14 protein-coding genes are annotated in these 14764 nt (G+C 50.4%); 6 read left to right on the plus strand and 8 right to left on the minus strand.

Annotated features, from left to right (window positions below; all coding sequences use genetic code 11):
- Window positions 1-53: 53 nt before the first annotated feature.
- From ACO2Q8_RS11095 to ACO2Q8_RS11110, 4 genes are all read left to right on the plus strand, one after another.
- Window positions 54-917, plus strand: a complete 864-nt coding sequence (locus ACO2Q8_RS11095; RefSeq protein ID WP_423344872.1) for an alpha/beta hydrolase — start codon at window positions 54-56, stop codon at window positions 915-917.
- 166 nt (window positions 918-1083) lie between these two features.
- Window positions 1084-2520 (plus strand): FAD-dependent oxidoreductase, encoded by a 1437-nt coding sequence (locus ACO2Q8_RS11100; RefSeq protein WP_423344873.1) that lies wholly within the window; start codon window positions 1084-1086, stop codon window positions 2518-2520.
- A gap of 149 nt (window positions 2521-2669) precedes the next feature.
- Window positions 2670-3620 (plus strand): helix-turn-helix domain-containing protein, encoded by a 951-nt coding sequence (locus tag ACO2Q8_RS11105; protein ID WP_423344874.1) that lies wholly within the window; start codon window positions 2670-2672, stop codon window positions 3618-3620.
- Window positions 3621-3698: 78 nt separating this feature from the next.
- A complete protein-coding gene (locus ACO2Q8_RS11110) occupies window positions 3699-4193 on the plus strand; it encodes an SDR family NAD(P)-dependent oxidoreductase (protein WP_423344875.1) in 495 nt (164 codons plus the stop codon).
- Between the two features lie 39 nt (window positions 4194-4232).
- Here the strand turns inward: ACO2Q8_RS11110 and nhaA are convergent, their stop codons facing one another.
- The 5 genes from nhaA to ACO2Q8_RS11135 all read right to left on the minus strand — a co-directional run bounded on the left by nhaA (window position 4233) and on the right by ACO2Q8_RS11135 (window position 11152).
- Window positions 4233-5411, minus strand: coding sequence for a Na+/H+ antiporter NhaA (nhaA, locus tag ACO2Q8_RS11115; protein WP_423344876.1), 1179 nt, complete (start codon window positions 5409-5411; stop codon window positions 4233-4235).
- A 118-nt stretch (window positions 5412-5529) separates the two neighbouring features.
- The gene (locus tag ACO2Q8_RS11120) at window positions 5530-6597 is read right to left on the minus strand and encodes a fatty acid desaturase family protein (protein WP_423344877.1); all 1068 of its coding nucleotides are present in this window, start codon (window positions 6595-6597) and stop codon (window positions 5530-5532) included.
- A gap of 84 nt (window positions 6598-6681) precedes the next feature.
- Entirely contained in the window at window positions 6682-9159 is a 2478-nt protein-coding gene (locus ACO2Q8_RS11125; protein ID WP_423344878.1) for a TonB-dependent receptor domain-containing protein, read from the minus strand.
- A 208-nt stretch (window positions 9160-9367) separates the two neighbouring features.
- Window positions 9368-10270, minus strand: coding sequence for an alpha/beta hydrolase (locus ACO2Q8_RS11130; RefSeq protein ID WP_423344879.1), 903 nt, complete (start codon window positions 10268-10270; stop codon window positions 9368-9370).
- 84 nt (window positions 10271-10354) lie between these two features.
- Window positions 10355-11152 (minus strand): N-acyl homoserine lactonase family protein, encoded by a 798-nt coding sequence (locus tag ACO2Q8_RS11135; RefSeq protein WP_423344880.1) that lies wholly within the window; start codon window positions 11150-11152, stop codon window positions 10355-10357.
- A gap of 87 nt (window positions 11153-11239) precedes the next feature.
- On the opposite strand from ACO2Q8_RS11135, the gene ACO2Q8_RS11140 reads away from it, so the two are divergent.
- Window positions 11240-11599: a winged helix-turn-helix transcriptional regulator gene (locus ACO2Q8_RS11140; protein ID WP_423344881.1), complete on the plus strand. Its 360-nt coding sequence runs from the start codon at window positions 11240-11242 to the stop codon at window positions 11597-11599.
- Between the two features lie 6 nt (window positions 11600-11605).
- On the opposite strand, the gene ACO2Q8_RS11145 is transcribed toward ACO2Q8_RS11140, so the two are convergent.
- Entirely contained in the window at window positions 11606-12514 is a 909-nt protein-coding gene (locus ACO2Q8_RS11145; protein ID WP_423344882.1) for a helix-turn-helix domain-containing protein, read from the minus strand.
- 8 nt (window positions 12515-12522) lie between these two features.
- Window positions 12523-12882, minus strand: a complete 360-nt coding sequence (locus ACO2Q8_RS11150) for a hypothetical protein (protein ID WP_423344883.1) — start codon at window positions 12880-12882, stop codon at window positions 12523-12525.
- 132 nt (window positions 12883-13014) lie between these two features.
- Here ACO2Q8_RS11150 and ACO2Q8_RS11155 point away from each other — a divergent pair, with 132 nt between their 5' ends.
- On the plus strand, window positions 13015-13806 hold the full coding sequence (locus ACO2Q8_RS11155; RefSeq protein ID WP_423344884.1) for an IS5 family transposase: 792 nt from the start codon (window positions 13015-13017) through the stop codon (window positions 13804-13806).
- 20 nt (window positions 13807-13826) lie between these two features.
- On the opposite strand, the gene ACO2Q8_RS11160 is transcribed toward ACO2Q8_RS11155, so the two are convergent.
- A complete protein-coding gene (locus ACO2Q8_RS11160; RefSeq protein WP_423344885.1) occupies window positions 13827-14741 on the minus strand; it encodes an SDR family oxidoreductase in 915 nt (304 codons plus the stop codon).
- Window positions 14742-14764: the final 23 nt, after the last annotated feature.

Below are 14764 nucleotides of genomic sequence, written 5' to 3' on the forward strand. Positions count from 1 at the left end.
TTACATTTAGCATTTTACATTCGATATTTATCATTCAACTTTTCTGCCTGACCATGAAACGCTTTCTTGCCGGGTTTGGCCTGATCATACTGCTGTCTCTCGCGGGTTTTGCCCAAACCGAAACCGTGCCCTACGGCCCCGATTCGGAGCGGCACGAGGGCATTCCAAAAGGGCAGGTGACGAAACACGTCTGGAAAAGCCGGGTGTTTCCGAATACGATCCGGGAATACTACGTCTATGTTCCGGCCCAGTATAACCCAGCCAGTCCGGCGGCTCTCATGGTGTTTCAGGATGGCCATACGTATGTGAAGGAAGACGGTGATTTCCGGGTGCCGATTGTGTTCGACAACCTGATTCACCAGAAAGCCATGCCAGTGACGATCGGCCTGTTCATCAATCCCGGGCAGCACGGCGATGAACTGCCCAAAGACCCCTGGCGGGCCGACAACCGGAGTTTTGAGTACGACACGCTGACCAACCAATACGCCCGGCTGCTGATCGAAGAACTGATTCCCGAACTTAGTAAAAAATACAAGCTGGCCGACTCGCCGAAAATGCGGGCCATTGGCGGGATTTCGTCGGGCGGTATCTGCGCGTTTACGGTGGCCTGGCAGCGGCCCGATTATTTCCACAAAGTCCTGAGCCACGTGGGCAGTTTTACGAACATCAAAGGCGGCCACGTGTATCCGTCGCTGATCCGGAAAGCGCCCAAACGCGACATCAGGGTGTTTTTGCAGGACGGCAGCAACGACCTCGACAACGCCCACGGCAACTGGTGGCTGGGCAATCTGCAAATGGACGCAGCACTCAAGTTTAGCCAATACAACTACAAATTTGTCGGTGGCACCGGCGGACACAATGGCAAACACGGTGGGTCCATTCTGCCCGAATCGCTGCGATGGCTCTGGCAGGACTAAGCGCCCGGATATTAGGCCGGTAACTTAAATTTTTAGATGTAAAAGTTACCGAAAATACTTTCAATGTAAACAAGTATATTCACGTCGCACAAGGAAAAGAGAGCCGCTGCTTCCCACGTAGAACCGTACAAGGCGGGAAACGCCGGAAACGTGGCGGCATAGACGAATGTATACATACTCGGACAAGAAAGTCGGGATTATTGGCGCGGGGCCAGCCGGTCTAACGGCGGCTTATGAACTGGCCAAGGCCGGGGTCACCGTGGAAGTTTTCGAAGCTGGCCCAAAGGTTGGCGGTTTATCGCAGTCGTTTCTGTTATGGAACCAGACAGTCGATCTGGGGCCTCACCGGTTTTTCAGCCACGATTCCCGCATCAACCAGGTGTGGTTCGAAGTGGCCGGGTCGGATTACCGCCTGGTGAATCGGCTCACCCGAATTTACTACAATTCCCGGTTGTTTTACTACCCGCTCAAGCCTTTTGACGTATTCCGGAAGTTCGGTATGCGCCAGTCGATCCACAGCGTCGGGAGTTATGTGGTGGAAAAACTGAATCCGACACCCGATACGCAAACGTTTGAGTCCTGGGTGACCCGGCGGTTTGGCAAAAAACTTTACAATACCTTCTTCAAAACATACTCCGAAAAGCTCTGGGGCATTCCGTGTCGCGAACTCGACGAGGATTTTGCCGCACAACGCATCAAAAAACTGTCGCTGGGCGAAGCTATTCGGAACGCCGTTAAGGGAGGAAAGGGCAATACGCACAAAACCCTGATCGATCAGTTTGCGTATCCGACCGGCGGCAACGGCATGATTTACGACCGGATGGCCGACTATGTGAGTCGTTACGGTGGAAGTATTCACCTGAAAAGCCCGGTTTATTCCGTCGACACGGACAAAAAACCGTATGGGTTGACGCTGGAAGACGGAACGACCTACCAGTTTGACCACATCATCTCGACCATGCCGCTGACGTTGCTCGTCAATCGGTTGCCGAATGTTCCGGATTCGATCAAAGCGAACGCCAACAGCCTGACCTTTCGGAATACTATTCTGGTTTATCTGAAAGTGGAAGCCAGCGATTTGTTTCCGGACAACTGGCTCTACGTCCACTCGAAGGAGTTGCTGACGGGCCGGATTACAAACTTCAGAAACTGGGTGCCCGACATCACCAACGGCGAAACCGCCAGCATTCTGACGCTGGAATACTGGTGCTACGACCGGGACGAAATCTGGCGGAAAACCGACGACGAACTCATCCAACTGGCGTCGGGCGAATTGCGGAAAACCGGGCTGATTAGCCATGCACCCATTTCGGCCGGTTTTGTGAAACGGTTGTCGCGGAGTTACCCGGTTTATTCAAAAGGGTACAAAGACGTTCTGAAACCGGTTCAGGATTATCTTTCCGGTTTACCCGGCTTGAGCGTTATCGGCCGGTACGGTTCCTTCAAATACAACAACCAGGACCATTCCATTCTGATGGGGATTCTGGCCGCCGAAAACATTGTCTCGGGAGCCAACCACAACTTGTGGGAGATCAACACCGACTACGAAACCTACCAGGAAGCGGCCTCCATCGAAACGCTGCAATCGGAAGTGACGGCATAGTCGGCTCGTTCGCCAACTTCCTTCCGGCGGTTTTTGGATTTAAGCCAGAACTTAGTTTTGGTACAACTGCGTTACGGTTTTTGTGTAGTCGCGTGGATGAAGCATCCGCATGGCTGCTCGTCTATTTGATTTTGACAATCATCAAGTCCATGAAAATAGCCTCGTTTGAAGAACTCTCTGTCCGTCTGCTGACGGGCTCGCCAACGGATTTAAGCGCCCTGCTGCCGAGCAGCATTCAGCAGGAGGTAGGGCACTTTAATGTTTTTAACCTGACGGATTACCAACAGACGACGCGAGATAAGCCCACGGTGCCGTATCCTTGCCGGGCGTTTTACAAGATTAGCCTGCTGAAGGGGCCAAGCCGGGTTGAGTACATCGATGGCACCGTCGAAATTGAACAGCCTGCCCTGATTTTCTCAACGCCCAAAGTTCCGTTCTATTGGTTGCCAAAAGGACGGCAAACCGGGCAGTGCAGCGTATTTACGGCGGAGTTTCTTCAGCCCACCAACAGTGGCGTGATGTTGGACGAATTGCCGATTTTCAAGGCGCCGGGGCACCCGGTTTTTTTCCTGTCCGAAACGGATTTGAATCGGGCACAGGCCATTTTTGAACAGATGCAGGTCGAAATGGCTTCCGATTATGTCTATAAATACGATTTGCTCCGCACGTATACGCTTGAACTGATTCACCTGGGGCAGAAGTTGCAGTCGAACACCGCCCTGCACCCCACCCACACGGCATCCGCCCGGATGACTTCGTTGTTTGTTGAGCTGCTGGAGCGGCAGTTTCCGATCGAAACCCCGCGGCAACAGCTGCGCCTGCGCACGGCCAAAGACTACGCCGACCAACTGGCGGTGCATGTCAACCATCTCAATAAAGTCCTGAAGGAAACAACGGGCCTGACCACCACCGACCTCATCGCGGGGCGCATCGTCCGGGAGGCTAAAATCTTATTGCGTCAAACGGACTGGACCATTGCCGAAATTGCCGACAGCCTCGGTTTTGCGGATGTCGCGCACTTTGCCAAATTTTTTAAGCGCGAGACCTCGTTGGCTCCGGGAGCTTTCCGAATGCAAGCGTCTGGTTTGAATTATACATAAAATTGATTGCTCCGGACAAACAACCGCCACATCATCTGGCAGACTTTTGTGCTGTTTACTTGAAGACAAAAAAGTCAGATGAAAACTTCCAAAATTGCACTCGTGACCGGTGGAAGCCGGGGGATCGGTAAAAACATCGCGCTGAGTCTAGCCCAAAAAGGGATACAGGTCGTACTAACCTACCACAGCAACCAGGCCGAAGCGCAAGCCACCGTCGCCGAGATCGAAGCCCTGGGGCAGAAAGCGGTAGCCTTGCCCCTGAATGTGGCCGATAGCAGCAGCTTCGGCGCTTTTTCGCAACAAGTCATTGCAGCCCTGCAAACCGGGTTTGACATCGATCGTTTCGATTTTCTGATCAACAATGCTGGCACGAGCCTTTCTGCCCCAATCGCCGAGACGACCGAAGCCCAAACGGATACCCCGGCCATGCGGGAGTTTGTCGCGAGCATAACCGCTTTGGGACGCGTTGGCTTGCCGGATGATGTAGGGGGCGTGGTGGCGTTTCTGTGCAGCGAAGAAGCCAAATGGGTCAACGGCCAGCGCATTGAAGTTACGGGGGGCATGAACCTGTAATTTCGGGCCCGTTCCTTGCAAGGAGCGAAATACAGTTGGTCAGGTTGCGGAAAGCTCCGGCTTGCTGACGGCCCGCAAAACCGAATAGCCCAGCAAACCGGCGGTTATGGAACCGATCAGGATGGCAAACTTGGCCCCGGAGGATAGAATCGGCTCATCGGCAAAGGAAAGGAGCGCAATGAAAATCGACATCGTAAATCCGATTCCGCCCAGCATGCCAGCGCCGATAATCTGAAGCCAGCCTGTTCCTTCGGGCAGGTCACACAAGCCCAGTTTGACGGATAGCCAGGAAAGCAGGGAAATGCCGAGCGGTTTTCCGATGAGCAACCCGGCGATGATGCCCAGGCCCATCGTCGTCGTCAGGCTCTCCAGCATCGTCGATTCAAAGGTAATGTTGGTGTTAGCCAGCGCAAAAACCGGCATGATCAGAAAATTGACCGGTTTGATGAGCAGGTGTTCCAGTTTTTCCAGCGGAGATTCGACCTCATCTTCGGTCGTGGGCAGGGTGAAGGCGGTCAGCACCCCGGCAATGGTGGCATGAATGCCGGAATGGTGAATGAAATACCACATCACCAGGCCCGGAAGCAGGTAAAATACTAGCGACTTCACGCCGAACCGGTTGATCAGGATGAGGCCCAGAAAGACCGCTCCGGCATAAGCCAGGTAGATGAAGTGCAGATCGTGGGAATAAAAAACCGCAATGACGATGATGGCGGCCAGGTCGTCGACAATGGCCAGCGCCGTCAGAAAGATGCGCAGCGAAACCGGGATGCGGTCGCCCAAAAGACTCAGAATGGCCAGGGCAAACGCAATGTCGGTAGCCATCGGAATGGCCCAGCCGCCGGCCGTTGCGGTTCCGGCATTGAACAGCGCATAAATCAGGGCCGGGACCGCCAGCCCACCCAGGGCGGCAAAAATGGGTAGCGTGGCTTTTTGAATCGAGGATAACTCGCCTTCGACCAGCTCCCGTTTGATTTCCAGGCCAACCAGCAGGAAAAAGATGGCCATCAAGCCGTCGTTGATCCAGATCAAAACGGGATACCGCAAATCAAGCCCGGTTCCGTCAATGCCAATCGGTAGGGCCAGCAGGTTGTCAAACGCAGGGCCCAGAGGGGAGTTGGCAATGACCAGGGAAATCAGGACGCCGAAGAAAAGAAGAATCCCTCCAATGGAGCCGGAAGAAAAGAATTCCTGAAAGAGCTTGATGATTGCTTTCACCGGGTGGTTCGTTAAACAAGATGATTCCGTAAACCAAACGGTTCACGGTTTACCTACTTACCTTAACGAGCGTACCCGGTCCAGGGTTCTAACTTACGTACCGATTCCTGGCGTCTGGTCAGGCATTGACCGCTAGGTTGACCTCACTCCACGCATGGATTGGTTCCAGCCGGTGTTTCATTAACGCAATGATTTCCTGATCGTTGCGAAACGTTCCGTTTACGTTGACAACGTGCCGGGCCAGCCGGTCGTAGCGTTTCCGCATCAACAGGAAAAAGACCTGCCCGAAATCCAGCCCGTCGAAGATAATGGCTTTGTTGGCTGCGTATTTGTCGAGGGTTTTCAGAAAAAACTGCGGATGTTCGCTCCAGTGCATGGCCGGGCGGCAGTGGTGGCTGATGTGGTAGCCGTCGTTCCAGCACAGGCGGTTATACTTCACGTTGATGCAGGTAATGCTGTTTTTGTAGGCGTTGGCCGGGTCGTTGGCGTCCACAAAGGCGTGCTGCGTCCAGTTGCCGATCATGCTGATGATGCGCGTCAGCCAGAACGGAATGACAAACACCACAATCGTGGCCGGGGCATTCAGCCAGAGCAGCACCAGGCACGCACTGATGAAAATGATTTCGCCCGCCATCGCTTTGAAGGCCATTTTCTGACGGTTTTTTCGAAAAAGATACGAAATCATGGTCACAACGCCCGTAATCAGGAACGTCGTCAGGTAGTGCAGAAAGCCTTTTACGGAGTCGCGCCGGTAGGGCATCGTGGTGCTGAGGTCTTCGGGCAGGTTGTTTTCGGGGTGGTGCATGCCGATGTGATGCCCCACGTAGGTTTCGGGCGACATGCCGAAGAACAGCCCGATGGTCATGGGCATGTAATAATTGAGCCAGCGGTATTCGCGTTTGAACAGCGGGCGGTGGGCCGCACAATGGCCCATCAACCCAAACGGGCCTTTATGGATAAAATACGTCACCAGGTAGGCTCCGGCAATCGTCCACCACACCCAGCCGGAAACCGCCGGAATGAACAACAGAATGCCCAGCGGCAGGAGGGTAAGCGAAAGACGAAGCGTCAGGTACAGGAAGGGTAAATCGCGCGGATCGCGGATGAATCGAAGCAAAAAATGGTCGAACGGACTGGAAGGGGGTGCAACAGAACTAGGGTCCTGAAGGGCCGGAAGAATGCGCATTAGGAAACGGTTAAGGTGATTCGTGGAGTAAGATAGGAATTTTATGAACAGAACCCAATCGTACTCCACAAATCCGAGCGCCAATTAACCCCGTTTGCCGTCGTCGTTCGAAATCTTTTTCTTCTCCCGATCCTGGCCCGCGTTCATTTTGCCAAACCGCCAGTTGACCGACAGCCGGATGTTCCGGATCACGTTGAAGTTCGAGCCGTCGGAGATGAACGTCGCTGTCCGTAACTGGTTTACGATGGTGTTGTACCGCCGGAAGGGGTTCTCAAAGTTGGCCGTAACGGTCACTTTCTGCTTCTTGAACTCTTTGCGGCCCGAAAAACCGTAGTAGTAAAAACCCGACGACTGGCCCTGCAACTGAATCCGGCGCGAATTGTACGAACCGTTGGCCTGCACGCTGAAGTCGTTGGGTAATTTAAGCCAGGTATTCAGGTTGAAGCGGTAACTCCAGTTTTCGTTGCGAATTTGCAGGGCCTCGCTGTTCAGGAAATTCCGGTTTAGCCCGAACGAACCGCTGATGTTCCAGGCCTTGACGGGCCGGGCCGATCCGAACAGTTCCAGCCCATACGTCGCATTCCGGGCAATGTTGCGGAAGGTGCTGCTCGATACGCCACTGGTGTCGACCGTGGTGATCCGTTCGATGGCGTTGTTGGTTTGCCGCCCGAACACCATTGCGTTGATCGAGGTGCCGTTTTTGGAAAACGTACTGAACGACAGCTCGACCGAGTGCGCCAGTTCGGGGTCGAGGTACGGGTTGCCCGACTGAATGTTCTTCGGATCGGAATAATTTACGTAGGGGTTGAGGTAGAAAATGGAAGGCCGCTGAATCCGCTGGCTGTAGTTGAGCTTCAGCCGCCGGTCTTCGCCGGTGCCAAACCGCTTCGAAACCGTGATGTTCGGCAGGAAGTTCTGATACCGGTCGTTGAATTTCGTGCTGGTCGAAATGAAGTTGGCGTCGATGTTGGTCAATTCCAGCCGCCCGCCCAGGTTGAAGCCCCAGCGGTTGCTGGTTCGCATCCGGAACGACCCGTACGACGACCAGACCAGTTGCTGATAGTTGAACATGTTGGCCCGGTTGGGGTCTTCCTGAAAATCCAGCGAACCGTCGCGGGCATTTTCCAGGCGGTATTCGCTGCCGACATCCCGCAGAATGGCTTTCGTTCCGATTTCCAGAATGCGCCGTTTAACGGTTGAGAGCGGGTAGGTAAAGTCCGTCTGAATCGTAAATTCGTTCTGCTGATTGTCGTTGTTGTTGCGCTCCCGGTAGTCGATCACCTCGCTCTCGGGCAGCGGAAACTGGTTCAGCGCGTAGTTGCTATGGTTGAAATTGCGGTTATACTGCGCCAGAAACGTGTATTCCTGCTCCTTACTCCGTTTGAACGTCTTCGTGTAGTTGAAGTTCACGTCCATGTTCCGGTTGCGGTTTTGGGTCGTGTTGTACCGGCGGAAATGCTGCGGATCGTCGGAGGTGACGCGCGTATCCCGCGTGGAGTTGGTTTTCCGGCCCTCCCCGCCAAAACTGGCGTCGATCCCGATGCGGTTTAAGGTATCCAGGTCGTAATCGATGTTGAACGACCCAAAACCGGAGCGGCCTTTATTTTTGTACGCGCTGTTCTGCTCAATGGTACTGATGACCTGCCCATCGAGTAAATTCTGCCGAAACGACTCCGACCCGCCGAAGTAATCGCTGGTGTTGCCACCGCCGTAAGCCGTGATGCTCAGTTTGTTGCGCTTGTAATTAAAATTGCCGCCCAGGTTATCCCGCCGACTGCCCACCGAGGCATTCAAACCGCCCGTCAGGCCCTGCAACTGGTTTTTGGTGATGATGTTGATCACGCCCGCCGTGCCTTCCGCATCGTACTTGGCGGAGGGCGCCGTAATGACTTCCACCGATTTGATCAGTTCGGCCGGAATCATCTGCAGCGCTTCGCTGATGCTCCGGGCCATGATGCTCGACGGTTTGTTGTTGATCAACACCCGGATGCTCGTGCTGCCTTTCAGGGTCACGGTTCCGTCGGGATCGACGGTCAGCAGCGGCACTTTTTTCAACACGTCGACGGCTGTTCCGCCACTGTTCGTCAGGTCTTTGTCGGCATTGTAGACCAGCCGGTCGTCTTTGTCCTCCACCAGCGGTTTTTCGGCCGTCACGACCACCTCGTTCAGCGTCCGGGAGTCGGTCTGCATCTGCACGACGCCCAGCGCCAGTTCGCCCCCGTCCGGGCTCACGTTGATGTTGTTGATGGTTTTGTTTTCGTACCCGATAAAACTGACCATGAGTCGGTAACTGCCCGCGTCGACGCCCGCGATGGTAAACTTCCCGACTTCGTTGGTCGTGGTTCCACCGACAATCTTCTCGGTTTTCGGATTCAACAGCGCGACCGTCGCAAACTCGACCGGTTTGTTCTGGGCTGCATCCATCACCGTCCCGCTGATTTTAGCTTTCAAACTGGCTTTGATGTTGGCCTGAATGGCCGGTGTGGCAGGCATCGTGGCCGGGTTCTGCGCCCGGACGTAACCAGCCAGACAGACCAACAGCGGGAGTAGGATTTTTTTCATGTTTGGGGTAAAGCGTCGGGCGATAGGAATAAAGTCTTGATAAGGAGTTAAGCCAAATAAACGACTAAATTACTGCCTGTTCTAGAAATTTAGTCCTAAAGTTAGTTACTGGGACTGGTAGAAAACAGGCTATTGCCCCTCTTTTCTTTAAAAAGGACATTTCTTTGATTCTGTAAAGATTAAATTGTCAAAAAGAAAGATGGCCAATTTAGTCGGGTAGCATCCCGTTGGTAGCCAGCCATTGACGGACGCGGCCAAACCACTCCTCAAAAGCGGGCGTTTTCGCAAAGCCGTGTTCGCCTTTGGGGTACAGGTGCATAGCCGCCGGAACGCCGTGTTGCAGCAGGGCTTCGTAAAACACCAGGCTGTTCTTCACCGGCACGACGGTATCATCTCCGGCATGGGTCAGGAAAGTAGGTGGCGTGTTTTTCTCCACCTGAAATTCATTGGAGTAGAGCCTGACCTGCTCCGGTTTAGGCGAACTGCCCAGCAGGTTTTTCCGGGTTCCGGCGTGGCCAATTTCGGGCGTCAGGCTGATGACCGGGTAGACCAGAATCATAAAATCCGGCCGGACGTTTGTCTTTCCGGGATTTTGAAGCACGGCCTGGTTGAAATGCGTTCCGGCCGTAGCCGCCAGGTGACCACCCGCCGAAAAGCCCATGATCCCGACTTTCTGCGGATCGACGCCCCATTCCTTCGCCCGCTCCCGGACGGTTTTCAGCGCCTGCTGCGCGTCCTGCAACGGCCCGATGGACGGGTCGATCATGGTTTCGTCGCTCGGTAGCCGGTATTTCAGCACAAAAGCCGCCACGCCCAGTTTAGCGAACGCTTCGGCCACGTCGTAGCCTTCCCGCTTGATCACCAGCACGCCGTAGCCCCCGCCCGGACAGATGATGACGGCCGTGCCGGTGGCCTTTTCCTTCGCCGGCAGAAAAACCGTGAGCGTCGGCTGGACAACGTTGGCTACGAGCTGCTCATTCCGTTTGACTTCCTTCACGTCAGACGCTTTGGCGTTGGGCACGGGACCCGGGTACAGCGGGATTTCCTGCTGGGCGTGGCTGAGAAAAGCGATGAAGGCAAAAAAGAGGGTCAGGAGCGGGTTGCGGGGCATGGGGCGGTTTGCGTAAGGGTTAGGAGCCACAAAAGTAGAGACTATTACCTGGCGTTTTTCATCCGTTCGTGTTATTGTGTTTTTTTAAAGTTCTATTGTATGCGGTTTTACTTCCGGGTCGTGGTTAGCAATAACTTCAATGCAATTCGATTTTTCGCTCATTTCTTTGATCCACCGCAATGATGTCAGCGCTTTTTTCTTGTCGGTTGTCATTCCGGGTATAATCAATTTGTCCACCGCTTTTTTGGTATAACCGGTGTCCGCACACAACAACACAAATTTTCCATTGTTCTGAATAAGTGTTGAAGCCATTCCATTCGTGTGCCCTGGTGTATTTACCAAAATAACGGACTTGTCGTCAAACAAATCGTATTCCGAATTTTCAAAGTGGAACGTCTGCACGTTTACACCTTGCCACATAAATGGTTTGTAGAGCAACGGGTGTCTTTCGACATCTTTCAGTTCCAGGTCGCTTGTCAGAATCCGTTTGGCTTTACTAACTAATTTCAGTCCGCTAACGTGGTCGGGGTGCAAATGACTTAAAAACAAATAATCAAGGTCTTCTGGTTTATACCCTAACGTTTCAAGTTGCTCGTGTATGGCTTTTCCTTGCTGTAAATGAGCCGTAGAAGATATGGAATACAGCCACCCTAAATACTTTTTAGGATTGCTTCTTATCTCTGTGTGCCAACCTGTGTCAATCAAAATCAACCCTTTTGGGTGTTCAATCAGATACGCCGAAACAGGAACGATCATTTGATGTTTTTTGCTCCGAAAAATTCCTGTGTAGGGTGCAGGGTGTAATGTTTTTGTGTAATATGGCACAGCCTCATCGAGGTCAATGCTTCCGCAATGCAAAACGTGTATTTTAATCGAGTCCATTTTTGGTGTTTAAAAGATATGATGCATAATTAGTAGAAAGGAACTTTATCTTTGCTATTCGTTACCTTTTGGATAGTAACTATATATATGGCAGAAAAAGATTGTAAACAAGACGAGAAACGCTACAAAGAGCGTGTGATGGCAATAAAAGATGCGATTGAATTATTAGGCGGGAAATGGAAATTTTGTATTCTGTTCAATTTGTACGACTCTGGTACAATGCGGTTTAAGGATTTGCAGAAAAATTCCGTAGGAATAACGCCAAAAGTACTATCAAATGAATTGCAGGAATTGGAGGAAAATCTAATGATTACCCGAACCGTCAATAACACCAAACCTGTTACAGTTTCTTATAAACTCACCGAACACGCCAAAGAAGTTGAACCCGTAATAAATGCTTTAATTAACTTTGGTTTGAAGCATAGAGATAAGATACAAGGGAAGTGAGAAACGTTAATTGAATGATTGTCTAAATTCCAATGGTGATTGTTTTGTCTTTGACTTAAATAACTTGCTAAACGATTGTAGATGTTCAAATCCTAACTCATAAGCAATTTCGCTCACAGTTAAATCCGTAGTTGAAAGCTTTTCTTTGGCTTTTTCAATTAGTTTGTCGTGTATGTGCTGTTGGGTGGTTTGTCCTGTCAGTGTTTTGAGCAAGCTACGCAAATAGGTTGGTGAAACGTTTAGGTTGTCTGAAATGTATTGAACTTTCGGTAGGCCGTTTGCTATTACATTATCGTTACTAAAGTAGTCTGAGAGCAGTTTTTCTAATCGGTCAAGAATTTGATGATTGCTTACTTTTCGGGTGATAAATTGTCGTTGATAAAAGCGATCAGCATAGTTCAGTAATGTTTCTAAGTGAGATATAATAATATCCTGACTGAATTTGTCAATGTTTGATTGATATTCATTCTGAATGTTTTTTACGATGTCGTTTATAATAGTTTCTTCTTTGTCAGAAAGAAACAAGGCTTCATTGATGGAATAGTCAAAGTATTCGTATTTATTTATTTTACTGGCTAGTGATGTCCCCCACAGGAAATCAGGATGTATGAACAACATCCAACCTTCCAAATTTGCAGGCACACCATTTTCCTCACCCCGTAAAATTTGCCCAGGCGACAGAAACGCCATTAGCCCTTCATCAAAATCATATTTCTGTTGTCCGTAAAAGAGTTTGTCGCAACCCCTTTTTAGTGATATTACATATAGGTCGAATAGCACGGCATTTGTATCGGAATAATTTTTCAGCCCGGATAAATCAATCAAGCCAATAAGTGGGTGTTGAGGCTTTGGAAGCCCCATCACACGGTATATTTCCGTTACTGATTTTAGTCTATATGGTTTTGAAGTCGGCATATTGCAAATTATTTGATATTTACCCAAAGTTCTTCAACATCGAAACGGATATGCGACACCTTCGTTTTGTTAGGCATGTCAATAATTGTGAAGCTTCCTTCTTTAAGTACTTTCGTGTGTTTTATTAAGTTCTCAAGACTTGTCTTATCTTCTGTTGTCCATTTGCCATTGCCAAAATTGAACACCTTCTTTTTTTCTATTTTTACTCCATTCAAAGAGTCTTTAAAAGCCAGATTAGAGGTGTTGTAAGAGCTGTCAACCAATAAGGTGATGGGGCTGCCCGTTTTGTTACTGATGTAAATGGTTTTGGGCGCACCGCAGGACGAAAGTATACCGACAAGGAGTGAGATGGAACCTATAAGTTTCATTTCATTTTTAGTTTTTCAATACGATAGGAAGATCAACGATGACATTAAATTTCAGCCAGGTGCTAAAACCTAAGAAGCTGTTTGAGTTAGCTGGTTTTTAAACGAGAAAACCGTCAATCGGGGTTAAGTTGTGTGCAACAACCTTATACCTCCGACCTGACGGCCTCTCAATGGCAAGGTATTGAAAAACTTATCACCGTCAAACGAAAAAGTATCTGGCCCCTCCAACAGATCGTTGAAGCCATCTTTTACCTGACTAAAAACGGTATTATCTGGCGCGATTTGCCGGAGCGGTTTCCACCTTGGCAAACCGTTTACTGGTATTTTCGGAAGTGGGCTAAAGACGACACCTGGCTGTTGATCGCCAATGAGTTGACAATGCTTCATCGTCTTAAAGTCGATCGAAAACCCGGGCCCAAGGTGGCGATTATTGACTCCCAAAGTGTCAAAAATAGCGCAACGGCTACTGAACAGATTGGCTTTGATGGGGGTAAGCTCATCAAAGGACGTAAACGCTTTCTGATCGTTGATACGATGGGGCATGTACTTTGGACTGACGTGCGACCCGCAAATAGCGCCGACGGAAAAGCGGGAGTAGTGCTTTGGGAGCAAGCCCGGCTTCTTAATCCGTTGCTGGACGATTTGGTGTTGATCTATGCCGACAGTACGTTTGGTGGTCATTTTAAAAAGCAGTTAGAAACCTTTTACGACATGAATGTCACTATTTCTCGTTCACCCATCACGGAACAATCTACTGATAAAGAGTTAGTTATCCACAAATGGCGCTGGATAGTCGAGCGGACTCTTTCCTGGCTGGGGAATAATCGACGCCTGGCTAAAGATTACGAACGAACCATTTTATCAGCTCAAACCTTCATTTGGATTGCCCACATTAGGCGAACCATAAAAAAGGTTTGGCCTTAACTCAAACAGCTTCTTAAGCTTTAAAATTGTACGTTAGCAAGCTCTTGTGATATGTCCCATAGTTTTAACGAGACATTTACATCCTCTGCCTGTGCAGGTATTTTTGCGATAGTGGGATATCCTCGGGTTTCACTCATTCTGTTTGGCCCATAATACAAACCTCCCTTAGCCTCTGGAGAAGTGGCTGCATACAAGGTTGGCAATGCCCCCTGTGCAGGCGGTTGGAACAAAAACGGAAGAAACGTTCTCGCTATACCCGGACCACTCCAACGCCCTGCACCGGTAAGGAGTAAATTTGTTCGGGAAACACCCGGATGGGCAGCCATACTCGTTATGCCCCAACCCTGCTTCTCACTTTGTCGTTGAAGCTCCAAGGCAAACATCAAATTAGCGAGTTTTGATTGACCATAAGCTTGCATCGGACTGTAGGTAGATGTAGACTGAAGGTCACCGAAATTAATTTTTCCTTCACGGTTAGCCACACTTGATACCGTAACAACACGAGCATCTTTTGCTTTGCGTAATAATGGCATCAGTTGAGCCGTCAAGGCAAAATGACCAAGATGGTTTGTGCCAAACTGTAACTCAAAGCCATCAATGGTTTCAAGGCGTTTAGGTGGCGTCATTACTCCTGCATTATTGATTAAAAGATTGATGGCCTGTCCTTTAGAAAGCATTCTCGAGGCAAAGGATTTGATGGAAGATAGATCCGCAAGGTCTATTTTTTCAAAACTTACCTTTGCCTTGGGGTTAATCCGATGAATCTTAGCAATTGCCTCCGCTCCTTTTTGAGCGTTGCGACCCATCATCACCACATTCCATCCGGCGGATGACAAGGCCAGTGCATCTTCATAGCCCACACCCTCTGTACTTCCGGTAATTATAGCTAAACCATCTCTTCTGGAAGGAATACTAGCTACTGTCCAATTTTTCATTTTGTTATCTGTTTTTTGTTGAT

Origin of the sequence: Larkinella sp. VNQ87 (assembly GCF_049445795.1) — a bacterium.
GTDB lineage: Bacteria > Bacteroidota > Bacteroidia > Cytophagales > Spirosomataceae > Larkinella.